The sequence below is a fragment of the Paenibacillus rubinfantis genome, assembly GCF_001486505.1.
Classification (GTDB): Bacteria; Bacillota; Bacilli; order Paenibacillales; family Paenibacillaceae; genus Fontibacillus; species Fontibacillus rubinfantis.
In genome coordinates, this window is the sequence record NZ_LN909066.1 from 1,035,950 (window position 1) to 1,059,104 (window position 23,155).

Annotated in this window: 23 protein-coding genes; 7 read left to right on the forward strand and 16 right to left on the reverse strand. The window is 55.8% G+C overall.

Going from position 1 to position 23,155, the window contains the following annotated elements; all coding sequences use genetic code 11:
* Window positions 1-18 precede the first annotated feature (18 nt).
* From BN3277_RS22325 to BN3277_RS22345, 5 genes are all read right to left on the reverse strand, one after another.
* Window positions 19-1,239 carry a response regulator gene (locus tag BN3277_RS22325; protein WP_059046514.1) on the reverse strand — a complete coding sequence of 407 codons (1,221 nt, stop codon included), beginning with the start codon at window positions 1,237-1,239 and terminating at the stop codon, window positions 19-21.
* Window positions 1,236-3,008, reverse strand: a complete 1,773-nt coding sequence (locus BN3277_RS22330) for a cache domain-containing sensor histidine kinase (protein ID WP_059046515.1) — start codon at window positions 3,006-3,008, stop codon at window positions 1,236-1,238. Before BN3277_RS22330 ends, BN3277_RS22325 begins: the two co-directional genes overlap by 4 nt.
* Before the next feature lie 78 nt (window positions 3,009-3,086).
* Window positions 3,087-3,911 carry a carbohydrate ABC transporter permease gene (locus BN3277_RS22335; RefSeq protein WP_059046517.1) on the reverse strand — a complete coding sequence of 275 codons (825 nt, stop codon included), beginning with the start codon at window positions 3,909-3,911 and terminating at the stop codon, window positions 3,087-3,089.
* A gap of 16 nt (window positions 3,912-3,927) precedes the next feature.
* Complete coding sequence (locus BN3277_RS22340) at window positions 3,928-4,818, reverse strand: carbohydrate ABC transporter permease (protein WP_059046519.1); 891 nt, start codon at window positions 4,816-4,818, stop codon at window positions 3,928-3,930.
* 141 nt (window positions 4,819-4,959) lie between these two features.
* Complete coding sequence (locus BN3277_RS22345) at window positions 4,960-6,315, reverse strand: extracellular solute-binding protein (protein ID WP_059046521.1); 1,356 nt, start codon at window positions 6,313-6,315, stop codon at window positions 4,960-4,962.
* Between the two features lie 619 nt (window positions 6,316-6,934).
* On the opposite strand from BN3277_RS22345, the gene BN3277_RS25630 reads away from it, so the two are divergent.
* Entirely contained in the window at window positions 6,935-7,201 is a 267-nt protein-coding gene (locus BN3277_RS25630; protein ID WP_059046524.1) for a hypothetical protein, read from the forward strand.
* A 229-nt stretch (window positions 7,202-7,430) separates the two neighbouring features.
* Here BN3277_RS25630 and BN3277_RS22360 read toward each other — a convergent pair whose 3' ends face one another.
* From BN3277_RS22360 to cobD, 5 genes are all read right to left on the reverse strand, one after another.
* Complete coding sequence (locus BN3277_RS22360) at window positions 7,431-8,357, reverse strand: MsnO8 family LLM class oxidoreductase (RefSeq protein WP_059046526.1); 927 nt, start codon at window positions 8,355-8,357, stop codon at window positions 7,431-7,433.
* Between the two features lie 31 nt (window positions 8,358-8,388).
* Window positions 8,389-9,123 (reverse strand): histidine phosphatase family protein, encoded by a 735-nt coding sequence (locus BN3277_RS22365; protein WP_059046527.1) that lies wholly within the window; start codon window positions 9,121-9,123, stop codon window positions 8,389-8,391.
* A 22-nt stretch (window positions 9,124-9,145) separates the two neighbouring features.
* Complete coding sequence (locus tag BN3277_RS22370; protein ID WP_059046529.1) at window positions 9,146-9,412, reverse strand: cobalamin biosynthesis protein; 267 nt, start codon at window positions 9,410-9,412, stop codon at window positions 9,146-9,148.
* A 7-nt stretch (window positions 9,413-9,419) separates the two neighbouring features.
* Window positions 9,420-9,854, reverse strand: coding sequence for an adenosylcobinamide amidohydrolase (locus BN3277_RS22375; RefSeq protein WP_232436492.1), 435 nt, complete (start codon window positions 9,852-9,854; stop codon window positions 9,420-9,422).
* A gap of 114 nt (window positions 9,855-9,968) precedes the next feature.
* Window positions 9,969-11,078, reverse strand: a complete 1,110-nt coding sequence (gene cobD / locus BN3277_RS22380) for a threonine-phosphate decarboxylase CobD (protein ID WP_059046530.1) — start codon at window positions 11,076-11,078, stop codon at window positions 9,969-9,971.
* Between the two features lie 224 nt (window positions 11,079-11,302).
* On the opposite strand from cobD, the gene BN3277_RS22385 reads away from it, so the two are divergent.
* The 3 genes from BN3277_RS22385 to BN3277_RS22395 all read left to right on the forward strand — a co-directional run bounded on the left by BN3277_RS22385 (window position 11,303) and on the right by BN3277_RS22395 (window position 14,067).
* Window positions 11,303-12,307 (forward strand): lipoate--protein ligase, encoded by a 1,005-nt coding sequence (locus BN3277_RS22385; protein WP_059046532.1) that lies wholly within the window; start codon window positions 11,303-11,305, stop codon window positions 12,305-12,307.
* 79 nt (window positions 12,308-12,386) lie between these two features.
* Entirely contained in the window at window positions 12,387-13,232 is an 846-nt protein-coding gene (locus BN3277_RS22390) for a DMT family transporter (RefSeq protein WP_059047412.1), read from the forward strand.
* A gap of 31 nt (window positions 13,233-13,263) precedes the next feature.
* On the forward strand, window positions 13,264-14,067 hold the full coding sequence (locus BN3277_RS22395) for a Cof-type HAD-IIB family hydrolase (protein ID WP_059046534.1): 804 nt from the start codon (window positions 13,264-13,266) through the stop codon (window positions 14,065-14,067).
* A gap of 274 nt (window positions 14,068-14,341) precedes the next feature.
* Here BN3277_RS22395 and BN3277_RS22400 read toward each other — a convergent pair whose 3' ends face one another.
* The 3 genes from BN3277_RS22400 to BN3277_RS22410 form a co-directional block, all read right to left on the reverse strand.
* Complete coding sequence (locus BN3277_RS22400; RefSeq protein ID WP_059046536.1) at window positions 14,342-15,124, reverse strand: MBL fold metallo-hydrolase; 783 nt, start codon at window positions 15,122-15,124, stop codon at window positions 14,342-14,344.
* A 105-nt stretch (window positions 15,125-15,229) separates the two neighbouring features.
* Window positions 15,230-16,228 (reverse strand): anti-sigma factor, encoded by a 999-nt coding sequence (locus BN3277_RS22405; protein ID WP_059046538.1) that lies wholly within the window; start codon window positions 16,226-16,228, stop codon window positions 15,230-15,232.
* Complete coding sequence (locus BN3277_RS22410) at window positions 16,206-16,814, reverse strand: RNA polymerase sigma factor (protein ID WP_059046540.1); 609 nt, start codon at window positions 16,812-16,814, stop codon at window positions 16,206-16,208. Before BN3277_RS22410 ends, BN3277_RS22405 begins: the two co-directional genes overlap by 23 nt.
* 162 nt (window positions 16,815-16,976) lie before the next feature.
* On the opposite strand from BN3277_RS22410, the gene BN3277_RS22415 reads away from it, so the two are divergent.
* The 3 genes from BN3277_RS22415 to BN3277_RS22425 are packed head-to-tail and all read left to right on the forward strand — an operon-like array spanning window position 16,977 to window position 20,248.
* Entirely contained in the window at window positions 16,977-18,134 is a 1,158-nt protein-coding gene (locus tag BN3277_RS22415; RefSeq protein WP_059046543.1) for a COG1470 family protein, read from the forward strand.
* 3 nt (window positions 18,135-18,137) lie between these two features.
* Window positions 18,138-19,151 carry an ABC transporter ATP-binding protein gene (locus tag BN3277_RS22420; RefSeq protein WP_059046544.1) on the forward strand — a complete coding sequence of 338 codons (1,014 nt, stop codon included), beginning with the start codon at window positions 18,138-18,140 and terminating at the stop codon, window positions 19,149-19,151.
* Window positions 19,148-20,248 carry an ABC transporter permease gene (locus tag BN3277_RS22425; RefSeq protein ID WP_082691563.1) on the forward strand — a complete coding sequence of 367 codons (1,101 nt, stop codon included), beginning with the start codon at window positions 19,148-19,150 and terminating at the stop codon, window positions 20,246-20,248. Before BN3277_RS22420 ends, BN3277_RS22425 begins: the two co-directional genes overlap by 4 nt.
* Before the next feature lie 210 nt (window positions 20,249-20,458).
* On the opposite strand, the gene BN3277_RS22430 is transcribed toward BN3277_RS22425, so the two are convergent.
* The 3 genes from BN3277_RS22430 to BN3277_RS22440 all read right to left on the reverse strand — a co-directional run bounded on the left by BN3277_RS22430 (window position 20,459) and on the right by BN3277_RS22440 (window position 23,094).
* Window positions 20,459-21,523 (reverse strand): sulfate/molybdate ABC transporter ATP-binding protein, encoded by a 1,065-nt coding sequence (locus BN3277_RS22430; RefSeq protein ID WP_059046546.1) that lies wholly within the window; start codon window positions 21,521-21,523, stop codon window positions 20,459-20,461.
* Between the two features lie 336 nt (window positions 21,524-21,859).
* Window positions 21,860-22,456: a TetR/AcrR family transcriptional regulator gene (locus BN3277_RS22435; RefSeq protein WP_059046549.1), complete on the reverse strand. Its 597-nt coding sequence runs from the start codon at window positions 22,454-22,456 to the stop codon at window positions 21,860-21,862.
* A gap of 5 nt (window positions 22,457-22,461) precedes the next feature.
* Window positions 22,462-23,094, reverse strand: a complete 633-nt coding sequence (locus BN3277_RS22440; RefSeq protein WP_059046550.1) for a YigZ family protein — start codon at window positions 23,092-23,094, stop codon at window positions 22,462-22,464.
* Window positions 23,095-23,155: the final 61 nt, after the last annotated feature.

Consider the following 23,155-nt stretch of genomic DNA (forward strand, 5'->3'; position numbering starts at 1 on the left):
TCCCGGCAATCCCGTTTGTCACTTCACTTGCGACTCCTTCGATCCGCCGCTGGCCAGCAAAATATTGATATTTTGCTGTTGCCGATATTCGTTGGGCGTCACCTGGTATTTCTTGCGGAACATCTGCGTAAAATGGCGCATGTCCTGATAACCGATGTATTCAGCGATCTCCGCGACCTTGAGCTTGGGGTTCAGCAGCAGCTGCTTCGCCTGCTCCAGACGGAGCGAGGTGACGTATTCCTTGTAGCCGAGCCCCACCTTCTGCTTAAACAGCTGGCTGAAGTAGGCCGGGTTCAAGAAGACGATGGAAGCGATCTTTTCCAAGGAAAGATCCTCATTGTAGTGCTCTTTGATGTATTGCAAGGCGACGTCGATCGCTTTCTCCCCGCTGCCCTTGGGCGGATCCAGCAAGGTAACCGGCGAATCGGAAGCCTGCTTCATGCGCATGACCACCTGCGGAACCGCCTTGAAATCGTTGTTCAGGCCAGAGTGAACAATCTGAAAAGGTACCTTCAAATAGTGCTTCATATGCTCCTTCACTTCTTCCTGGAACCGCTCGATCCGCTCCGGCTCCCGCGGCGTGATCAAACCCAGCAGACTTTGGCGGTCATAGCTGACGACAAATCCCCGGCCATGCCGCTCGATCAGCTCGGACAGCACATTCTCCACGATGAAATGCTCCAGCCGCACGCTTTTGTCCCCGGCATCCATCTGCACCATCATCAAATAGAAGCTGAGATAGTCCTCCATAAACGGAGTCAGGTCCAGATTGCCGATATCCAGACCCGAAGCCAGCCGCTGAAACACGCCTTCGCGCAAATATTTCAAATTCGCCTTCAGCAGCTCCTCTTCCTTGGTCATCTCGCTTTCCTCGCGGACTTCCATCGCCAGGGTTTCGATGATTTCCTGCAGGCGAGTTTTCCCAATCGGCTTAAGTAAGTAATCGCGGGCCCCCAGCCGCACCGCTTCCTGAGCGTAGGCGAATTCACTATGCGCGGAAATAACCACCCATTTGACGTGGGGAAACTTGCGTTTGGAGATGCGCATAAATTCCAGACCGTTCATCCCCGGCATCAAAATATCGGTCAGCACGATGTCGAATCGCTTCTCGGCCATCAGCTTCACCGCATCCTCCGCCCCTTCCGCCAAATCCACCGTATATTCCGGATAGATCCGTTGAATCGTCCGCTTGATCCCCTCGCGGATCGCCCGTTCGTCGTCGGCAATCAGAATATTCACTTTGAAACGTCTCCTTCCATCGGAAGCGGCAGCAGCACGGCCACCTGGGTTCCTTTATCGGGAATGCTGTCGATCTCCAGACCGTAACGTTCACCAAACATATGCTGCAGGCGGCGATGCAGGTTTTGCAGCCCAATACCGCTGCTGCCGGTATCGGATTCCTTTGAGGTTTGCCGGTTGATCGACTGCTTCAGCCAAGCCAGCCGCTCGGCATCGATGCCGTTGCCGTTATCCTCCACAACGATCTTTAACACATCCCCAACCTCCTGCGTATACAGCTTCAGCACGCCTTGGCGTTTCAGGGATTCGAGCCCGTATTTCACGGCGTTTTCGATGATCGGCTGTAAGGTCATCTTCGGCAGCCGGATATCCAGCCAGCGCTCGTCGACAGCCGTTTCCACCCGGAGCCGGCCCTCCAGCCGGATAAGGATAATCGTCAGATAGTGGTGAATCTGCTCCAGCTCCTCGCGCAGCGTGACGCTCGCCCCATCCTTCCACTCACTGCTGTAGCGGAACATCGAAGACAGCGACAAGACGAGCTCGCCTAGCCGATCGTTCTCCTTCTCATCCAGCATCCAGTAGATCATATCCAGCGTGTTATACAAAAAATGCGGATTGACCTGCGACTGCAGCGCTTGCAGCTCGGCGTTTTTTTCGCTGACCGAGGAAATTTTCACCCGTTCGATCAGCTCCTCAATGCGGCTGACCATTCGGTTAAAGGACGCGACGAGAATGTTGATCTCCTGGTAGGAGGAGACGTTCACCATCCCGCGAAAATTCCCGATCTCCACCTGTTTCATCTCGCGGATCAACTGCTTCAGCGGTTTCGAGAACGTCCGGGACACCAGACTTGCGACGACGGCGGATACGATGATCAGGATCGAGATCACAATAAGCAAATAGCGTTTGGTCTCCACCAATTCAACGTTCAAATCTTGACGGGGGGTAACGCTTACAACCGACCAGTCGGAAAAAGGCAGACGGGACGCCACCGTGATCCCTGAACCGGTTTGTTCTACGACCGAGTTGTTGGCCGCATCCAGCTTCGGAAAGTCCGGCAGCACCGGTGCCGGATCGGTCAGCGAAGAGACGACTTGGCCCTGCTGATTGATCAGATAAACCTCGCTATGCTCCCCCAGCTTGAGGTTATCCAAAGCGTCCAGCACCGGCCCCGGGTTCACCTCGTAGAGAACAATGCCAATCGGTTTATGCTCGTTCAAATCGTAAATTTGCCGACCAAAGGCAAACACCGGGCTGTCCTCAGCCAAATCGATCAGCGAGTGAGCGTAGACGCCCAACCACACCAGCCTCCCCGAGGAGTTGCGGAGTTGCTGATACCAGTCCTCCTGGGGATATGCCGGATCCAGCACATTCATCGAGTTCCCGTAATTGTAGATTTTCCCCCGGTTTGTGATAACGTGAATGCCAACCAGATCGTCGCGTGAATAAAAAATCGCCCCGATAATGTTCGTAATCGATTGCTCATTGATATAGGCCACCGCTGGCTCATCGGTTTTCTCGTTCAGCAGGCGGATCATTTCAAAATTGTTTGTGATCGACTTGGACAAGCTGTCGTACCCTTCGTACAGCAGGCTGAACAGCCCGGCGGTCTGGGCCACGTTTTTCTGCGATAAATCGCTGAGCTTCTCGTGATATTGCTCCGTGGTCCGGTTATAGTATAGCAGGCTGACGATCAGCAAGATGCCTGACATACAAAAAAGAAACAGCAAAAACAACCGATGGTTAATGGAATGAAAGCCGTTTCGCAACTGTTTTCTCCCTCCCATCCTCGTGTCCTGCTGCTCCTTCATTATAATTCGGCAACCCTATTTTGCAAGATGCTCTCTTTATCCTTTGACGGCTCCCGCTACCATCCCTTTCGTAATTTGGTTCGACAGGAAGAAATAGATCAGAATGACCGGCAGTGCACCCATGACCAGGAAGGCGCCGATCGCTCCATAGTTCACGGAATATTGGCTGACGAACGTGTATACCCCAAACGGCAACGTCTTTAACCGCTCGGACGAAATGAAGGTCGCAGCCAAAATGTACTCGTTCCAAATCGTGATAAAGGTCAAAATACAAACCGTCATCATCGGCGGTACGGACACCGGCAAAATAATGCTGCGGAAGATCCGGTATATGCTCGCCCCGTCGATAAAGGCCGACTCCTCGATCTCCGCCGGGATGCTCTTCATAAACCCGCTGAGGATAAAGACGGCAATCGGAGTGGAAAAAGCGATATACGGCAATATCAGCGAAAGATGCGTATTCAGGATGTCGACGTTTTTGAAGATGACCATGAGCGGCAGCAGTGTGGCCTGCATCGGGATCATCATCCCCATCAGAAAGACGGTCATCACCAAGCCGCCGTATTTCCAGCGGAACCGTGAAATCGCGTACGCCACCATCGAGCTGAGGATGATCACGCAGATCATCGTGATCGCGGTGACCATCACGCTGTTCGATAAATATTTCAAATAGCTGCCGGACTCGTAGGCATCTTTGTAGTTGTGCCACTGCAGCGCCTTCGGCAAGGCGAAGAAGCTTCCGCCCATGATCTCCTCATTCGTCTTCAACGAATACAGCAGCAGCCACAACAGCGGGTACAACTGAGTTACGACCGGAATCGCAAAGAGCAGGTACACGATTCCTTTTTTGATTTTGCGCATGGACCTCGCCTCCTTGCTAGCTGTATTTTTTCTCAAGCTTGTTGAAGATGGAATTGATGATCGCCGTGCATACGAGGCACAACAGGACCAGGAACGTGGCAATCGCGCTACCGTACCCGTATTTCAGGGACAGGAATGAACTGTTGTACATATGCGTGGAGATGACGTCGGTGGCATGGGCCGGCCCGCCGGCCGTCATGACCATCACGAGGTCAAACGCCTGCAGAGAACCGATAAACGCCAGGACGATCGATATTTTAAAAATCGGGACGATCAGGGGCATCGTGATATAACGATCTGCTTTAAAGCCTTCCGCCCCGTCGATTTTCGCGGCTTCATAAATCTCGTCCGGAATGTTCTGCACCCCGGTGTATTGAATCAGCAAATGGTAGCCGAAATACTGCCACAGCGACACGAAATACAAGCTGAACATGGCGATCTTCGGCTCGGTCAGCCAGTTATGCGTCCAGCTGTCCAGCCCGAGAGCGATCAGCACGCCGTTCAGCATCCCGCCCATCGAGGTCGGGTTATAGATCGTTTTCCAGAGTTGTCCGATAATGACGACCGATAAAATAACCGGCGTAAAATAGATCGACGCCAGCGTGTTTCCTTTTCGCAAATAACGGCTGAGCAAAATCGCAAAAAACAAGCAAAGCGGGATCTCCAGCATGGAGGCTACCGCATACAGCAGCGTTCTCCGAACCGACGGCCAGAAGACCGGATCGTTCCAAAACATGTCGCGGAAGTTGGACAACCCCGTAAATTTTGCGGTGGTGATCCCGTCCCAATTCAATAAGCTGGTTCCAAATGAAACGAGTATCGGAACGAATACCAGGCACACATACAACAACAGACAAGGCAATACGAAGACGGCTATTGTGCGTGCAGGCACTTTCAGTACTTTCATCTCTCCGCCCCCCAATAGAAATGCGATGCGAAGAAGCGCTCTAGCACGAATGCTCCAAAGGCTACTTCGCATCGATGGAAAGGTAACTTTTTAGGATAACAGGTATGGTTCTTGTTTATTGGCTTTGGGTTGGTTTAGGGCTTACTGCTTGTTGGCTTCAAAGGCGGTTTGATGCTCCTTCGCCACTTGAGCGGAATCCACTTTCTGCACGAACAGGTTCTGGATGCTGCTCAGGTGGACCTGCGCGGTTGCCGGGTTCATCGTATTATCAAACGCCAGGTCGCCGCCTTTCACTTGGTTGAACAGTTCAGCCACGTTGATGGCGAGGTCGGAGTAACCGGCCGCTTTCAGGTCGCCGTCGACTTTTTGGCCGAGACCTACGGCGTTTTTGTTTTCAAATTGCTTTTTCGGGAAGTTCAGCGTAAAGAAGTTCAGGAAGTCTTTCGTTTCCTGCAAATGCTCGCTGTTCGCCGATACCGCAAACGCGCTCCCCGGTGCGAGCATGAACTCGTTTGGATCGCCTTTGCCGTTCACCGTTGGGAATTGGAACGCTCCCACTTTGCCAGCTACAGACGAAGCGTCGATGGCGCCTGTCTCCCAGGAGCCGATCACCCACATCGCCGCTTGGCCGGATTTGAAGATGTTGCCGCCTGCCGTTGCATCAATGGACGTTGCGCCGTCCGGGAACGCGCCGGCTTGCACGAGCTCTTGGAACTTGTCGACCGCTTCAACGAAGGCCGGGTCCTCGAACGTTTTCTTGCCATCCATCACGTCTTGCAGGAAGCCTGGGCCCTCGTTCGTGCGAAGCAGGATGTTCATGAACAGGAACGAACCGGTCCAGGAGTCCTTCTCCCCGATCGCCAGCGGCGTGATGCCTTTTTCTTTAAAAATCTTGACGTCAGCCAGGAATTCGTCAAACGTTTCCGGCGTTTTGGTGATACCGGCTTGCTCGAACAGCTCCTTGTTGTAGTACACGACCTCGATGTTGTTGCCGTCCGGCAGGGCATACACGTTACCGTCAAAGCTGTAATAATCCAGCAGGCCTTCTTGGTACGTGTCTTTCAGGCCATTTTGGTCCAGCATATCGTTCAGCGGTGCCAGCAGGCCGGCGTCCACGAACGGTTTCATTTGCGCCGCCGGGTTCACGATCGTGATGTCCGGAACTTCTTTGGAAGCGGCTTGGGTTTTGAGTTTGATCTTTTGTTGGTCGGTATTCAGCGTATCCAGCTCGATATGAATGTTGGGATGTGCCGCTTCATACTCTTCGACCAGCGCATGGATCGTTTTATAGGACGGCGTAGCCGGGTCCGGGTAAATATTTTGGAACGTGATGGTGATCTTCTCCCCACTGCTCCCGCTCTTTGCCCCGTTTCCGGCCGGCTCGTTCGCCGCCGCATTATTCTTCGCCGCGCCGCCTCCGCAAGCCGACAAGCTCAGCGCCAGCATGGCGGTTAAAGCGATTGCCGAAGTTCTCTTCCATAGCTTCTTATTGACCATTGATTCATGCCCCCTGTGTTTAGGATAAACCCATTATTAAGCCTTTAAGCGCTTTCAACAAGGCATGAACTTTAGGGATCCGGTTGATTTTTTTTAGGTATGTAGAAATTCCCCTGTTTCCTTGGAATTGGGAATGGAGATTCGGCGCTGCGCAGAGATGTGGAGGGGCGAGATGCGTTGAAGATGCTATCTGTCTGATATACGACTCATAAACCAAAAACGGGCTGTGGAGACGCGAGATACGTGGGAAGGTGTGGACGTTCGGATGCGGAGGCCCCAGGGCGTGGAGGCCCAGGGCGTGGAGACCCAGGGCGTGGAGACCCAGGGCGTGGAGACCCAGGACGTGGAGATCAAGACATGTCCAATGGTGCGAGGTGTTTGGGATCTGAGACGTGGGTGGTGCGGGTATGCGGTGCGGGGAGCGTGGTGTGGTGCGGGGAGCGTGGTGCGAGTAGCGTGGTGCGAGTAGCGTGGTGCGAGTAGCGTGGTGCGGGTAGCGTGGTGCGGGTTGCGTGGTGCGGGGAGCGTGGTGCGCGTTGCGTGGTGCGGGTTGCGTGGTGCGCGTTGCGTGGTGCGTGGTGCGTGTCGTGAAGTTACTTAAATTAGGTGAATAGGTTGGATGGGTCACGTTGATGCGTCCGGTTTGATTTGGGTGCGTAGGGTGGAATTTGTGTGTTTTGGTGGGTTGAGTGGGTTGAGTGCGTTGGGTGTGTTGGGTGTGTTGGGTGTGTTGGGCGTGTTGAGTGTGTTTGGTGAGTTTGCTGTGTTTGCTGTGTCTGCTGTGTCTGCTGTGTCTTCTGTGCCTTCTGTGTCTTCTGTGTTTGGTGCGTTTGGTGAGTTTGGTGAGTTTGGTGAGTTTGGTGTGTTCCGGTACGCGAGTGCGTGAGTTGCGTTAGATCGGCGTTAATCCATTGGATGTCTCAGGTGCTGACTTAAAATGTTGCATTTTCTACAACATTTTAGGCTGGGGTGGAGTTAATGACCTCAAAATGTTGTAGTTTGTACAACATTTCACGGTAAAATGGGCCACTTGCCGTAAAAATGCTGCACTTTCTACAACATTTTGGTCAGAATGCCCATTTACCGGGGGAAAATGTTGTACTATTTGCAACATTTCAGCCGCACGGCTCAGCCAGAAGTCGATAGGAATGCAGCCGCTCCTCATAATCAGGAATCGGCGTGACGATCAAAAACTCGTCATTCTCGCACTTGTGCTGCAGGTCGCTCAACTGTTCGCGGACTTGGCGAGCTGTCCCAACGAATCCTTGAAAAGGCGAACCCCCTCGGTCGCGGAACCCTTCCGCCGCCTTCTCCGCTAAGGCCTCAGCCTGCGCTTCGGTCTCCGCGCAAATGACGCTGACAGCCAGCATGGCTACCGGCTTGGCATGGTGAACGGAGGGGCGAAACGCTTCGCGGTAGGCCCGCAGGATCTCGGCTCCGTCGCTGTCGCTCATAAATTGGCCAAAAACGTAGCCCGTTCCAAGTTCGGCTGCGTAGCCGGCGCTTTTGACATTGGTCCCGAGCATCCACAGTTCCAGCGGAAGCTCGGGGATCGGCCGGGCGGTGACGGGATGTTCCTCGTAGAGGTAACGGTCCGCAAGCAGGTCGGTGAGATCCTTGGCCAACTGCGGATAGCGCCCTACCCGTTCCAGGAAATTGCCGCTCAAAGCCATCGCCGCATGCGCTTCCCCGCCGGGAGCTCGGCCGATCCCGAGGTCGACGCGCCCCGGGTACAGCGCCGACAACAACCTGAAGTTTTCTGCAACCTTCAGCGGACTGTAATGCGGCAGCAAAACAGCACCCGACCCCAGACGAATCCGGCGGGTGGCCGCTCCAATCGCGGATAACAGCACCTCCGGCGCCGAGCTGGCCAGCCCCTCCATATCGTGGTGCTCCGCCGTCCAGTAGCGTTGATATCCCAGCTCTTCTGCCCGCCGAGCCAACCGGATCGCTTGTTCCAGTGCTGCTTCGGCTGTAGTCCCCGGGAGCTTTGGAACGAGATCCAGCACGCTAAGCTTTAACCTCATCTCAGGTTCAGTCATTGTCCCCCTCCTTCTCCTCCTCAGATTCTCCTTACCCTTGAATAAACAAACGTTGAATGCCGCCCGGCCCAACCCGAGTGTCCCAGAACCCCAGACCAGGCTGCAGCAACGAGCTGAGCATCGAAATTACTCCGCCGTGGGTGATGATGAGCAAACGCGTGACCTCGTGGGGCTGGGGGTGTGACGGGAACAGCGGCGAAGACGGTCGCAGTGGTGAAGACGGTGACAGCGGTGAAGACGGTGGCAGCGGTGAAAACAGCGGTTCCCCCCCAGTTGGCGGAAGGGACGTACGCGCCTCAGCGTTTAACTGGCTGCGGGGTTCGAGACCCGCTCCTTCCTCCAGAGTACCAGTTAAGGACAGCAGCTCTCGACACACCTCCCCTACGCGCGACCGAAAAGCCTCCCACGATTCGCCGTCCGGAGGAGTCACCGCCTGCGGATCGTCAATCCATGCACGGTATCGCTCATTATCCTTAAGCATTTCGTACGTCTGACCTTCCCACAAGCCAAAGTCCATTTCCCGCAAGCGCGGGTCATACTGAACGTTGTTCAGCAAATCCGGACGAGCCCACGCCAGCGTTTCCCGGCAACGCCGCAAATCGCTGGCAAACACCGCCGCGAAATTCACCCCTTCCAGCTCCCGGTGTAGATCGGTTAAACCCGATGCCTCCCCCGGCAGCAACGAGGGGTCGCTATGGCCTTGATATCGACGTTCGGCGTTCCAGGCCGTGAGGCCGTGACGAACCAGCCACCATTCCACGTTCATTCTCGTTCACCTCCAAAGCCAACTAAATCCAAGTCCAATGGCCCGTGATCGCGATCCATACCGCCGTTCCCGCAATCACCGTCACATTGGCAGTCCAGAACATCAGCTTTGCTGTGCGAGTTACGTCATCGGGCACCAACTCGCGGGTTTTGTCGCCCATATAGGCGCGGAACGAAACGACGCCGTGATAGGATTTTTCCCCGCCAAGCCGAACCCCAAGCGCCCCGGCTACCGTTGCTTCCGGGTAGCCGCTGTTCGGGCTCGGATGCTTGGCGGCATCGCGGCGCACCGTCCGCTTATAAACATCTAGAGGGGTATAAACACAAGCGGTAATGCGGAAGAAAAACAGAACCCGTCGACGCCCCCGCCGTCGCGCAGCAAAAGACGGCGAAATCCTCGCCGCGTTCCTCCGCCACCGCGGCATAACGCATCGGCACCGCCGTCAGCAGCCCGGCCGTCGCCTCCGAGGGGTACCCCCATTGCCCTAACAAGTCGGCAATGTCCCGCGCCGGGTCGTCGCAGCGGTACTGGCGGTCTACATAGATGTTGACCATGCGGCGCAGCTTCCCAAACCCGCCGCCATACACCGCGCTGCTTAAGCCGTCCATCTCCTGCGGCGCCTCCAGCATCAAATGCCGTTCCCCATACTTCAGCTTTAACCCCGGCCAGGCTTCGGATGCATAAACCGCCGCACCCGGCCGCGCCTCCATAAAAGGCATCTCTATCGTCATTTTTTCCATCCTCCCAGCACCACATCTCGCTCCAATCAGGCTTGCTTCATCCAAATCTAATTCGCAGGAAGTCACATGGAACGGTTCCTCCTCCTCTTCCTTAGGAATCTTTCTTTAACAACTCTCTTCCTTCAACGAGTCCCCCAACACCGCATTCAGCTCCCGCAGCAGCTTATCGCAGGCCGGCTCCTCCTTCACGGCCACCCGGATATCCCGCTTCGTCAGCCCCGGATACATCGCGCAGCTGCGCACCAGCACACCGCGCCGTCCGAGTGCGGTCTGCATCGTCTCAGCCGTCCACGGCTCCGGTACCCGAACGAGCAGGAAGTTCGCTTCGCCCGGCCAAGTTTGGCAGCCCAGCCGCGTCAACTCGCCCACCAGCTTTTCGCGTTGCTCCTTCACCAGCTCCAAAGTCGCCCGCTCATAAGAAACGTCTGCCCTCAAGCAAAACTCCCCCGCTCGCAGCGCCAACGCGTTAACGCTCCAGGTGACCTGCTTGTCCCGCATACGCCGGGCCGTCTCAGGGTGCGCAATCGCATAACCTAGCCTGAGGCCCGGAATGGCATAAAATTTCGTCATCGACCGGACCAAAATGAGATGCGGGTAATCCAGAAGCTCCGGCAGCAGCGTCCGCCGCTCCGGTTCCGGAATAAAGTCGATAAACGCTTCATCAATCACCACATACGTGCCGTATCGTTCTCCGGCCGCAGCGAATCGCCGCAGCTCGTCCAAGCCGTATTGTACCCCGTTGGGGTTGTTGGGCTGGCCGATAAACGCCAAATCCGTCTCGCGGATCAAGCCCTCCACTTCCTCCGGCGTGGCCCTAAACGCCCTTTCCTCCGTCCCGAACACCGACAACACCCGGGCGCCAAACTGCTCCGCAAGCGTACGGTATTCGGAAAAACAAGGCTCCACCACCCCAACCTTCCCCGGGGCGAGTCCCAGCAGCGCCAGCGCCATATTTTCCGCCGCTCCGTTCCCAACCACCAGCGCTCCCTCTTCCACTTGAAGGCGGGCAGCCAGCAGCGTCACCAGCGCGCGATGCCCTGGATCCGGGTAACGCACAATGTCCGGCAGCGCCTCCCGCAAAACCTCCAGCAGCCCTGGCGGAGGCCCCAGCGGATTGATATTCGCACTAAAATCCGTCCATTCCCCCGCGGCCACGCCGTACCGGGCCGAAGCCGTCACCAGGTCGCCGCCGTGACCGTATACTTCCAACACCATAAAGCGATTCCTCTTTTCTCTCCAAAAAGTTCAGGTGTCCCCATTATCGGTTTCCCGCCTTCTTCCGTCAACAGGGAAGGGCCCGGCATTCTTTTTCGGCAAAAAGCGCTGCTCCCCCTTTGGTTTCGACACCAATTGGTTTACAATAAAATCATATGCGTGTACGACTACATACCGGGGCCTGACCATCAGGCAACCGGCCGCAAATAGGAGGATGGAGAACCATGCTGTTTATCGATAACGAAGGCATTACCGATGCGTCCGTCAATTTGGCCATCGAAGAGTTTGCCTTAAGACATTTGCCGCTGGAGGACGACAGCTATTTGCTGTTTTATATCAACGCCCCTTCCATCATTATCGGCAAGCATCAGAACACGATCGAAGAGATCAATCAGGAATATGTCAAGGAGAACGGCGTGCAAGTCGTCCGGCGGCTGTCCGGCGGCGGCGCGGTTTACCACGATTTGGGGAACCTGAACTTCAGCTTCATCACCAAGGATGACGGCCAATCGTTCCACAACTTCCGCAAGTTTACGGAGCCGGTGGTGCAGGCGCTGAAATCGCTGGGCGTCAACGCGGAAATGACCGGACGCAACGACCTTCAAGTCGGGGAGCAAAAGATTTCCGGCAACGCCCAATTCGCCACACGCGGGCGGATGTTCAGCCACGGGACACTGATGTTTAATCTGAATCTCGACAACGTGCAGGCATCGCTCAAAGCCAATCCGGAGAAATTCAAATCGAAGAGCACCAAATCCGTGCGCAGCCGGGTGGCTAATATCATCGACTTCCTGGACCGCAAAATGACGATCGTGGAATTCCGCGCCGAGCTGCTGCGGCATATTTTTGGCATGGAACCCAACGCCGTACCTCAATATAAACTGACGGAAGCGGATTGGGCGAAAATCCACGAGATTTCCGCGCAACGCTATAAGAACTGGGATTGGAACTACGGTTTGTCGCCGGAGAGCAATGTGAAGCACGCGAAGAAATTCCCGGTCGGCATCATCGATCTGCGCATGAACATCAAAGACGGGCATATTCAGGACATCAAGATTTACGGCGACTTTTTTGGCGTCGGCGACGTGGCGGATATCGAGGACAAGCTGAGAGGCGTTAAATATGAGGATTCGGCCGTACGGGAAGCGCTCGCCGGCACGGATGTGAAGCATTACTTCGGTAATCTGGAGCTGGAGGATTTCATCGGACTGGTTTTCCTTGAGGAATAACGAGCCCCCCTCCCCTTTGCAAAAGCCCGCCCTTAACCGGACCCGTTTGGCCGATCTGGGGCTGTTGTTCGTCGCGTTGATGTGGGGCTGCACCTTCCTGATCGTTCAGCATGCGGTACGGGTGCTCCCGCCCCTCGCTTTTAACGGCATCCGCTTTATCGGGGCAGCGCTGCTGCTCGCTTTAATCATCGCCGTGTTTTATCGGCAGGAGTGGAAGCAAATGTCCTGGCGGATGGCGGGGCACGCGGCGCTGCTGGGGGGTCTGCTGTTTCTGGGCTACACGTTCCAAACGGTCGGGCTGTTATATACTTCAACCTCGAATGCCGGCTTCATTACGGGGTTATCGGTTGTGATCGTGCCCTTTTTATCGTTTTGGTTGCTGAAGCACCGCATTTCCCGGTTTACCTGGATCAGCGCGTTCCTGGCCGCCGCCGGACTTTATCTGTTGGCGTTCGCCGGTACCCAGGGCTTATCCTGGAACCGCGGCGATGCGCTGGTGTTTTTGTGCGCCATCGCGTTTGGGCTGCACGTCGCCTACACCGGCGTGTTTGCTCCCCGCTACCCGGCATTGCCCCTGGCCTCGCTGCAGATGGCGGTCGTTGGCCTCTTGAGTACAGCCGGTTCACTGCTATTCGAACGCACGGCGTCCTGGAACGAAACGGCCGGCCAACTCATGCAGCCGGAAGTATGGCTTGCGCTGCTCGTCTCAATTGGACCCACCAGCGCATTTGCTTTTTGGATCCAGACGGTGGCTCAGAAGTTCACCAGCCCCTCCCGTGTGGCGGTAATCTTCGCGATGGAGCCGGTGTTTGCTGCGGTAACCGGCGTGCTTTTTGGCGGCGAACGGCTTGGCTTGGCGGCAGGGATGGGCTGTCTATGCATCCTGGGCGGCATGCTGTTGGCGGAATTGAAATCCGCCGGATAGAGAGAGACATTTTCTAAAGAGGAGAGAAACCATGTATAAACTGATTGCCATCGATATTGACGACACTTTGATTAATGATGACAAAGAAGTGACCCCCGCAACGCAGCAGGCGCTGGAGCAAGCTGTAGCCCAAGGCGTTGTCGTCACCCTGGCGACCGGCCGCGCCTACGCATCGGCCCAAGCGATCGCCCGTCAGACGGGACTCAACGTGCCGATCATTACGTACCAAGGCGCGCTGGTGAAGAACCTGATGGACGAAAAGGTGCTCTACGAGCGTTACGTCCCGATGGAAGCCGCACGCAAGCTGTTTGAATACTGCATCGAGCGCAACCTGCACCTGCAAACGTATATCGACGATAAACTGTACGCCCGCGAGGAGAACCAGAAGCTGATCGACTATACCACGCTGAACCGGACGCGGTATTATGTGGAGCCGGATTTTGCCAAGCTGGTCGCCCAGCCGACGCCTAAAATGCTAATCATCGACGAGCCCGACTACCTGGACCAAATCGCTCCGGAGCTGCGCGAGTTGCTTGGGGATGGCGTTCATATCACCAAGTCCAAGCCGAACTTCCTGGAGATCATGCAAGCGGAAGGCACCAAAGGCCATGCCCTGCGTTTCCTGGCGGCCCACTTCGACTGCGACTTGTCGCAAACGATCGCCATCGGCGATTCGTGGAACGACCATGAGATGCTCGAAGCCGCCGGTCTCGGCGTGGCGATGGGCAATGCGATTCCCGCATTAAAGGAGATCGCCGACTTCGTGACCTTAAGCAACAATGAGGACGGCGTAAAGCACGTGATCGAGAAGTTTGTGCTAAATGCAAAAAACTAACTGGGTTCCTCCAGTTAGTTTTTTTAATATAGCTGAAATTTCGCATCCAATTTGCCGCTGGACGCGGTAAAAAGCGAAATCTATTCGGTTTTTCATATAGATTTGGGGTATTTGCGTCCGATTGGGGCGAATAAGCATGAAATTTCATATACATTTGGCCTAGGTGACTGGACGTGGATGAAATGTATTCGATATTTCGCATACATTCGGCAAAAGTACCACTAATGGGCAAATTGTACTCGATTTTTCGCATACATGATCCTCATACCCGCCATCATTCCCCCAACTGCAGCGGTACCCTCATCCCCGTAGCGGCAAACTCCACGCCTTCCGGTAATCCATAATCGCGGCGAAGGTCGATATCGTGCGACAGATGCGTAAACACCGTCCGCGCCGGGCGGACCTCGTTCAAGAGCTCCAGCGCCTCCCTTACGTCATACACCGATCGGGTCGAAAATTCCGCCGTTTCATGGTAGAAGCTGGTACCTAACACCAGCAGATCAAGGCCAAACAACGGTTGTTTTTGCTCCTCCGGCAAAGCGATCGAATCGGAGCAATAAGCCCAGGCGAAGCCATCTTTCTCTAATCGATAGGCATACGAAAAGCCGTTTTTGCCGTGGAATACCTTCCACGCATGGATTTGCCACCCGGCCAGCCGAGTCCCCTCTCCGCCGACGGCATGCAGATCCAAATGGCCGCCCAGCCACGGGTATTGCCGAAGGATCGTATCCAGCACCTCTTGCGGCGCGTACAGCTGTCCTCGTCTGCCCAACCAGCGGCAAGCGTCCGCCCATTCGGGCAACCCGCCAATATGATCGAAATGGGCATGCGTGACCAGAATCTGCTCCGCAAAACGCTGCCCCCTTCGCTCCATACCGGTCCGCCAATCCGGTCCGCAATCAATCAGGAAGCCGCCTTCGTCCCCTTCGACTGCGACCAGTGCGCGGTATCTCCGGTTTACGCCGGAGCTCCGCGCCTCCCCGCACACTTCGCAATCACAATACACGCGAGGAACCCCCATCGCGTCCCCGGTACCGATAAACTCAAGTTGATCCATATCGAAACGTCTCCCTCCTGACAAGTCACTTGTTCCTATTTTTCGAGAAATCCACGCTGTCCCATACAGCAACTTGCTTGATCTGGAGGGTTGACAGACAGAAGCTCATCGCCCCAACAAATCCAACGAAATTGAATTCGGAATCGGAGCCTCCTGGACTTCCGGCGTGCCATAAGCGGGTTCGATCGTTAGCTCCAGGCTGTCGCCGTTGCCCAGCGTTTTGTCCTTAACATACAGATGAGCCCGGTTCGCATGGTATTGCAGCAGCCCTAGGCTGTCGCGCGCCCCTTCCTTCACGATCCAGACACGAATGGTCTGCCCTCTGTCCGGGACAAGGCCGCCGACCAGCATCAGCATTTCCCGGGTGGCCTCGTTGTACCACACCCTGCCGTTTTCCGGCTCTAAACGGCCCATAGCGATCGGATAAGAGATCGTATCCGGCTTGGACAAGACCGGCAGCGCATCCGGCTCGTAGGTTTGGACATAACGATCCCAACTGGCCTCGGGTTGGTTCAGGTTATCGAGGGCGAACCCGAGGCCGATCAGCACCATCAGAGCTGCCGCCAGCGAGATCGTCCACTTCCAGCGAATCGTCAGCAGCTGTACTGCCCGACGCCGCCAGCCGATCCTTCTCACTCGGCCCCGCAGGCTACGACGAATCCGCTCGGAAGGAACAGCATCCGCCCATGGATCTAGTCGCTCCCCGGTAGAAGCCTCGGCCTGCTTCTGACGGTTTGCTCCCATCCCCCGTGCGACAGGCATCGCCGGGTCGGGCTGTCCAACAGCCGACACCCTCGGCAGATCCGACATGCCCTGCACGTCCGGCACGTCCTGCATCCCCTGCCTTTCTTGCATGCCCGATATCCCCTGCACCAAGGCACCCTCGCCGCCGATCCCCAGGACGTCCTGCCAGTACATCTTCTGCTCCAGGCAGACCGTACAGGTATCCAGGTGCTTCGCCATTTCGGAGCACTTCGCCTCCCCCAGCGTTCCCAGCAGCCAATCGATCCACTCCTGCTCGGTGTACATCCGAACGCATAGGTCTAGCAATTTCGGCCCACCAAGCTTGCGATCCTTATCCTTAGGGTCGGCTTGCCCGTTCATGCTCGTTCCCTCCTTCCAGCGGTTCTCCCCAGCCTTGCTTCTCCAGCTGTTTACGCAAATTGTTGATTCCGTACCGCACCCAGGATTTCACGGTTCCGATCGGCACGCTCCAGGCCTCCGCCATTTCGCGTTGGGTCTGGAGGGCGAAATAGGAGCCCATAATCGCCTTCTTCTGCGGCTCCGGCAGCTTGTAGATCGCCGTGCGGAGCGCCTCCCGCTCCAGCCGCGACAAGGCTTCGTCCTCGCCGGAGCCGTCTTTGTCCACCGCCTCCCGGCGCAGCGCCTCATCGCCCGGATACTGCAGACGCGCTTTGCGCCGCAAGCGATCCAAGCTGCGGCTGCGGGTCATCACCGCCAGCCAGGCCTTAATCGAGCCGCGCGACGGATCGTAGTCTTGTCCGCGCCGCAGCACCTCCAAAAATACCTCATGGCAAATATCCTCGGCCTCCATCCGCTCCCCGATCAGACGGCCAGCCACCTGCATGACAAAAGGAGAATAACAGGCGTAAAACGCATCAAATGCCGACACCGAACCGTCGCACATTTCACGAAGCCGCCTCGTCATCTCTTCATTTTGCAGGTCCATGTTTGTCCCTCCCGCAAAATTTCTCCTCTTCTTACCTCCCGTTTTATCAAAAATGGATTCGCTTGAAAACCCCAAAAAAAATTTTGGAGTGGAATAAATCCAAGAACGCGTTTCGTGCGTACCCTTGATGAACCATCATTTTTTTCATAGGGGGAACTAGAGATGCTTCAAACCTATCGAAAAGCAGCCTGTATGCTGCTCATTCTGGTCACGGCCCTGGGCGGCGCTTTATCCGGGGTTGGCAAGGCCTCGGCGGCAGGCTCGCTGGAGCTCTTCACACCTTACTTAGAATGGTCCGCCGCGCCGGGCGAATCCGTGTCTTATACGATCGATCTGGTCAACCATGGCAGCAGCACCGCTTCCGCTAACCTTACCTTAGAGACGCAAAGCAAGGATTGGAAATACGAATTAACTGCGGGCGGGCGCGAGATTTCGCGGCTGGCGGTAAAGGCCGGGGAAACGCAAACCTTTAACCTGGACCTCGACGTGCCGCTGCAGATCAACAAAGGCCGGTACGTGTTTAACCTCAAAGCGGATAACGCTACCTTACCGCTGATCGTCAACGTTTCGGAGCAGGGCACCTTCAAAACCGAGCTGACGCTGGACCAAGCCAACATGGAAGGCCATTCGGACTCCACGTTCACGTACAGCGCTGTGCTGCACAACCGGACCACGCAAAAGCAAACCTACGCCTTTAACGCCCAAGCGGAACAAGGCTGGGATGTCCGCTTTAAAGCCGACGGCAACAGCGTAACCTCGGTCGAAGTCGAACCCAACGCCGAAAAGACGATTACGATTGAGGTGAAGCCGCCGGAGCAAATCAAAGCCGGCACGTATGAAATCCCGATTGCGGCAACAAGCGGCGATACCACGGCCAACGCCAAAATTGAAGCGGTTGTGACGGGATCGTATGACATGAAATTTTCCACGGTGGATGATCGGCTGAGTACCGACGTGGGGGCGGGTTCCGATCGCAAACTGACCTTCGTGGTCCAAAATACCGGCTCCGCCGAGCTGCAGGACCTCTCCTTCTCCTCCGCTGCACCGACGGATTGGGAAGTGTCCTTTGAGCCTTCGTCGATCACGTCGATTGCGCCAGGCGAGAGCAAGCAGGTCCAAGCCACAATCAAATCGAGCAAAAAATCGCTCCCCGGGGACTACGTGGTCAGTCTGACCGCCTCCTCCGCGAACAAAAGCGCAAACGCCGATCTGCGCGTTACCGTGAAATCGTCCGTATTATGGGGATGGGTGGGGGTTCTCATCATACTGGCGGTTTGCGGAGGTATCTACTACCTGTTCCGGAAATACGGGAGAAGATAACCCATGGTGACGGAAACCGGTATGACACCCCCCCCATCGGCCACCGGCGAACAGCCGGTTGTTGAGCTGGTGCAGCTGACGAAGAAATACGGCGAGGCGACAGCCGTTGACCATTTGAACTTAAGCATCGCCCGCGGGGAGATTTTTGGTTTGCTAGGCCCCAACGGTGCGGGGAAAACCACAACGATCCTCATGATGTTAGGTCTGACCGAACCCACCTCGGGACAGGCGCGAATCTGCGGCTTTGACCCAACGCGTGAGGCGCTGAAGGTGAAGCGGAAGGTAGGTTATCTGCCTGATGATGTTGGGTTCTATGAGGACCGGACGGCGCTGGATAATCTCGTGTACACGGCCAGGCTGAACGGCGTATCGGAGCAAGAAGCCCAGCAGCGCGCCAAAGCCCTCCTGGAGAAAACCGGGCTCACCGACAACGCCGGCAAAAAGGTCGGGGCCTTCTCCCGCGGGATGCGGCAGCGGTTAGGTTTGGCGGACGTACTCATCAAAAACCCGGAGGTCATCATCCTCGACGAACCTACGCTTGGGATCGACCCCGAAGGGGTGCGAGAGCTGTTAGCCCTCATCTCCTCGCTGAGCCGCGATGAGAAGCTGACGGTGCTGCTGTCCTCGCACCACCTGCATCAGGTGCAGCAAATTTGCGACCGCGTGGGCTTGTTCGTCCAAGGCCGGTTGATCGCCTCCGGCGACATCCGCTCCTTGTCCAAGCAGCTGGACGCGGACGGCAACGTCTACGTCGAGGTTGGTGCTAAAGGCTGGACGGAGTCGTTGGCCGAGCGTATCTCCGCATTGGAGGGCGTCCGCGATATCCGTTACCCGGTTCAAGGCGACGACGAGCTTGAGCGGGGTGTGACCGCAACGGTCATATGCGAACGAGACCTTACCGCCCAAATTGCCGAGGCCGTGATTCACGGGGACGCGGAGCTCGTGTACATCCGCCGGAAGGAATACGGGCTTGATGACATTTATCATCGTTATTTCGAAAGAAGGGGTGAGCAATGATGCAGCGAAACAAAGCAGCTAACGCCCGTTCTTTCAAGGAGCTGCTGCGCCTGAACGAATGGCGGGAGCGAGCTGGCAAGCTGTGGGCGGAGCTGCGGCAGAATGCCGGCGATGCAGATCGCCCCCGGGAACGCTCGTCCTCCTCTTTTTGGGTGATGGTGCAGAAGGAAATCGGCGACCATTTGAGCAGCTGGCGCTTTGGGATCCTGATGGGCATCATCGTGTTGGCCTGTATCGGCTCGATTTATTCGGCCGTTTCGGCGATTCGGGCGGGTGGCAGTGCAGCGGAAAGTGGGGCAGGCGATACGTTCCTGTTTCTGAAAATGTACACCTTAACCAGCTCCGCGCTGGCGGTTCCTTCCTTTTCTACGTTCCTCTCCTGGTTGGGACCGCTGATCGGGATCACGCTGGGGTTCGACGCCGTCAACTCCGAGCGGAACAAAGGGACCCTCGGCCGCCTGCTGTCGCAGCCGATTTATCGCGACGATTTCATTAAGGCCAAGTTCGTGTCCGCTTTGGCAATGATCGCCGTAGTCGTCTTTTCGCTGGGCCTGCTCGTCATGGGGCTTGGCTTGTTTACGATCGGCTATCCGCCAACGCCGGAGGAGTTCGCCCGCATCCTGATCTTTCTGCTGATCGCGGTGGTCTACATCGGCTTCTGGCTCTGTCTGTCGATCCTGTTCTCGATCCGATTCCGGCAGGCGGCGACGTCGGCGCTGTCGTCCATCGCCATCTGGCTGTTCTTTACGATCTTCTACGGCATGATCATCAACATGATCGACAGCGCCACGGCCGTCTCGCAGATGGCGGCGCCGGATGCGCAACTGCGGCAGATGAATCTCGTGCTGACGCTAAACCGCCTGTCTCCGACGGAGCTGTTCTCGGAGACAATCTCAACGATGCTGTCGCCCGGCGTCCGTGCGTTGGGGCCGCTGACGATGGACCAGCTCGTCGGGGCGATCGCCAGCCCGCTGTCGCTGGGCCAAAGCCTGCTGCTGATCTGGCCGCAGCTGACCGGCCTGCTCGCCGCTACCATGATCTGCTTTGGCCTCTCCTACATCCTGTTTATGCGCCAGGAAGTACGGTCGAGAGCGTAATGGCCTCGAAGACGTCAAGAAGCCGCTGATCGGTTGGATCAGCGGCTTCTCTTTATTCCCGCTCAAAATAGCGGAACTTTTTGGTCTTATTTCTAAGTTATCGCCCTCTTTGGGCGAAATAAGGCCATTTATTACCTCTATCTGCCGGGCTAGGTCCTCATTCAGTGAAATAAGGGTATAAAATACCCCTATTTCCATCCCCTACCCCAGTTAGATGATCACGCTCAACGGATCGCGCTTCAACGGATTCTCGAGAATCCAGCTCCGCTCCGGGTCAAACAGGTACGCTCGGTGCACCAGAACGCGAACCTCCTGGCCCGCTTTTAACGTTTCCTTCTCCAACGAGCGGAACGTCGTCAGCGTATGCCCGCCAACCTCGACTTCCACCAGCCATTCGCTGCCGCGGAAGTGCAGGTGCCTCACCACCCCGGGGGCGGTCGCGGACAACAGCGTAAACTCGTGTTCCGTCCCCACTTCGATGTATTCCGGGCGGATCAAGGCTTTCGTCTCCGGCCCGCCGCTTTCCTCCTCAAAGCCCTTCAAGTCCGCGGCGCGCTCGACCAGCGTCGACTGCCCGATAAACGAGGCGACAAACGGCGTTTCCGGCTCCTTGTAAATATCCCAAGGCGTGCCTTTCTGCTCCAGCCGCCCCTGATTAATAATCATAATCTCATCCGCTACCTCAATTGCCTCATCCTGGTCATGGGTAACGAAGATGGAGGTAATGCCCACCCGCTCGATCAACTCGCGCAGCCATGAACGCAACTCTTGGCGGATCTTGGCGTCGATCGCGGCAAACGGCTCATCCAGCAGCAGCAGCTGCGGCTGCGGCGCCAAAGCGCGGGCAAAAGCCACCCGCTGACGTTGCCCTCCCGACAGCTGATGGGGATAGCGGTTTTCGAATCCCTTCAGCCCGGTCAGCTCGACCAGTTCCATAACCCGCGCTCGCGTGTCCGCCTTCGACACCTTCTTCACTTGCAAGCCGAAGGCAATATTATCGAATACGGTCATATGCTTAAAGAGAGCGTAGCTCTGGAACACAAAGCCGATTCCGCGATCCTGCGGAGCGAGCTCATTCACCCGCTGCCCATGGAACAAAATCTCCCCGCTGTCCGGCTGCTCCAGACCTGCGAGCATGCGCAGAATCGACGTTTTTCCGCCGCCGCTGGGTCCAAGCAAGCCGATCAATTGCCCCTTTTCGATGCCAAAGCTGACATCTTGGACGGCATGGAAGCTGCCAAAATGCTTATCCAAATTCCGCACTTCTACATGCATGCCAAACCACACATCCTTTCCGTTTCGAAAGCCCAAGTCAAGCGTTGCCGTTCATCCGCATGTTGTCTGATCTAGCCTCTATCATTCGTTAAATTCTGATGAATTTACTTGGATTTATCATAAGAATAGATTACCAAACCGCAAGCTTTCCGTCAATCTGAAAAAAGCGATAGCCAAGCGGTTTTTATGGCTTTTTTCACCAGCTGAGCAAAAGGAAAAACCGGCCTTCCCCAGGAATTTTTACCTCGGGTTGGCCGGTTTTGTCAATTAGTGTTATAAAGTATTGATGCTATGCAAGAGTAATTGGGTAAAGCGAAAAGTGAAAACAAAAACGCCTTATGACGTTATGCGGTAAATGCTGTGGCTTAACATTTTGACATGCGCGACAGCGGCCGGCTTAATCTCTTCAAAGGTCAGCCGATCCTGGATGTAGTAAGAGATAAATCCATGCATACCCAAAAACATACTAAGCGGAAGAGACGGATTGTTCTCCAGCGGATGCCTCTCCTCCTGCAAAAAACTGCGGATGATGGACTCGAACATATTGAAGCATTTGGCCTGTTCGCTTCGACAGTACGCCAATATTTCCTCGTCCCTGAGCATAAACATGATTTCGTATTGGTGCGGATGCTCCAAGCCAAATTTGATGAATTCCAACATGAGCTGCTCCGCTTTGGTCAGCCCGTCGGTAGGCGGCCGTTTGGTCACCTGCTCGCAGAGATGGGTCAACGACTCGAAATCTTTTACCACGATGGCGTAAAACAATTCGGCCTTTTCCTTGAAGTGATAATAGAGCGAGCCGTGACTGTATCCCAAATGCTGACCGATGCTCCTCATGGAAATCCCGCGGTACCCTTTGGTAATGAACAAATGCCGGGCCGCTTCCATAATTCTTTCTCTCGACAACTCCTGATCAACTGCTCTTCTTGCCATAGGCATTATTCCCCTTCAATAAAATAGACCTTTTCACCTTCCGTCATCACAGCCTGCCCTCCCGTCAAATCGGTCATCCAATCCTTAAAGGCTTGCGCCTCCGGATGAAGCGGCAGACAGCATAATGTCACCTTATCCGCAAACCCCGTATCTCCCGTACGGATGCCGCGGTTACGCAATTCATTCTCCACCTTGCCCAGCCAGGTGTAATCCAGCTCCACGAACACTTCCTGGTGGAGTACGCGGGTAATCGCTTCCCCCGCTTCGATCGCAGCGACGGCTCCGTCAGTATAAGCCCGGATCAAACCGCCCGCCCCCAGCATAATTCCTCCAAAATACCGGGTTACGACGATCGCGACGTTCTTGAGGCCCTGATTTTTGATCACCTCCAAAATCGGCTTGCCGGCCGTTCCGCTCGGCTCTCCGTCGTCCGATTGCTTCTGGATTTCATCCCGTTCCCCAATCATGTACGCGGAACAGTTATGCGTGGCGTTCCAATGCTTCTTTTTGATTTCCTCGATAAACTGAAGCGCCTCGGCTTCGGTTTCCACCGGTTTCACGTGTCCGATAAACCTTGATTTCTTGATGACGATTTCTTGTTCCCCGGCTTGCCTGACCGTCTTGTACTTTTCCAGCATATGAGACCATCCTTATGAATGTGCCAAGAAGCAGCTCCTCCGGGATTTCCGGCGAACTGCT

Bases quoted from the DNA above. Each gene is read 5' to 3' on its own strand.
- BN3277_RS22335 (WP_059046517.1), bottom strand. From the start codon at position 3,911: ATGCGCAAAATCAAAAAAGGAATCGTGTACCTGCTCTTTGCGATTCCG.
- BN3277_RS22340 (WP_059046519.1), bottom strand. From the start codon at position 4,818: ATGAAAGTACTGAAAGTGCCTGCACGCACAATAGCCGTCTTCGTATTG.
- BN3277_RS22345 (WP_059046521.1), bottom strand. From the start codon at position 6,315: ATGGTCAATAAGAAGCTATGGAAGAGAACTTCGGCAATCGCTTTAACC.
- BN3277_RS25630 (WP_059046524.1), top strand. From the start codon at position 6,935: ATGGGTCACGTTGATGCGTCCGGTTTGATTTGGGTGCGTAGGGTGGAA.
- BN3277_RS22360 (WP_059046526.1), bottom strand. From the start codon at position 8,357: ATGACTGAACCTGAGATGAGGTTAAAGCTTAGCGTGCTGGATCTCGTT.
- BN3277_RS22365 (WP_059046527.1), bottom strand. From the start codon at position 9,123: ATGAACGTGGAATGGTGGCTGGTTCGTCACGGCCTCACGGCCTGGAAC.
- BN3277_RS22375 (WP_232436492.1), bottom strand. From the start codon at position 9,854: ATGACGATAGAGATGCCTTTTATGGAGGCGCGGCCGGGTGCGGCGGTT.
- cobD (WP_059046530.1), bottom strand. From the start codon at position 11,078: ATGGTGTTGGAAGTATACGGTCACGGCGGCGACCTGGTGACGGCTTCG.
- BN3277_RS22385 (WP_059046532.1), top strand. From the start codon at position 11,303: ATGCTGTTTATCGATAACGAAGGCATTACCGATGCGTCCGTCAATTTG.
- BN3277_RS22390 (WP_059047412.1), top strand. From the start codon at position 12,387: ATGTGGGGCTGCACCTTCCTGATCGTTCAGCATGCGGTACGGGTGCTC.
- BN3277_RS22395 (WP_059046534.1), top strand. From the start codon at position 13,264: ATGTATAAACTGATTGCCATCGATATTGACGACACTTTGATTAATGAT.
- BN3277_RS22400 (WP_059046536.1), bottom strand. From the start codon at position 15,124: ATGGATCAACTTGAGTTTATCGGTACCGGGGACGCGATGGGGGTTCCT.
- BN3277_RS22405 (WP_059046538.1), bottom strand. From the start codon at position 16,228: ATGAACGGGCAAGCCGACCCTAAGGATAAGGATCGCAAGCTTGGTGGG.
- BN3277_RS22410 (WP_059046540.1), bottom strand. From the start codon at position 16,814: ATGGACCTGCAAAATGAAGAGATGACGAGGCGGCTTCGTGAAATGTGC.
- BN3277_RS22415 (WP_059046543.1), top strand. From the start codon at position 16,977: ATGCTTCAAACCTATCGAAAAGCAGCCTGTATGCTGCTCATTCTGGTC.
- BN3277_RS22420 (WP_059046544.1), top strand. From the start codon at position 18,138: ATGGTGACGGAAACCGGTATGACACCCCCCCCATCGGCCACCGGCGAA.
- BN3277_RS22425 (WP_082691563.1), top strand. From the start codon at position 19,148: ATGATGCAGCGAAACAAAGCAGCTAACGCCCGTTCTTTCAAGGAGCTG.
- BN3277_RS22430 (WP_059046546.1), bottom strand. From the start codon at position 21,523: ATGCATGTAGAAGTGCGGAATTTGGATAAGCATTTTGGCAGCTTCCAT.
- BN3277_RS22435 (WP_059046549.1), bottom strand. From the start codon at position 22,456: ATGGCAAGAAGAGCAGTTGATCAGGAGTTGTCGAGAGAAAGAATTATG.
- BN3277_RS22440 (WP_059046550.1), bottom strand. From the start codon at position 23,094: ATGCTGGAAAAGTACAAGACGGTCAGGCAAGCCGGGGAACAAGAAATC.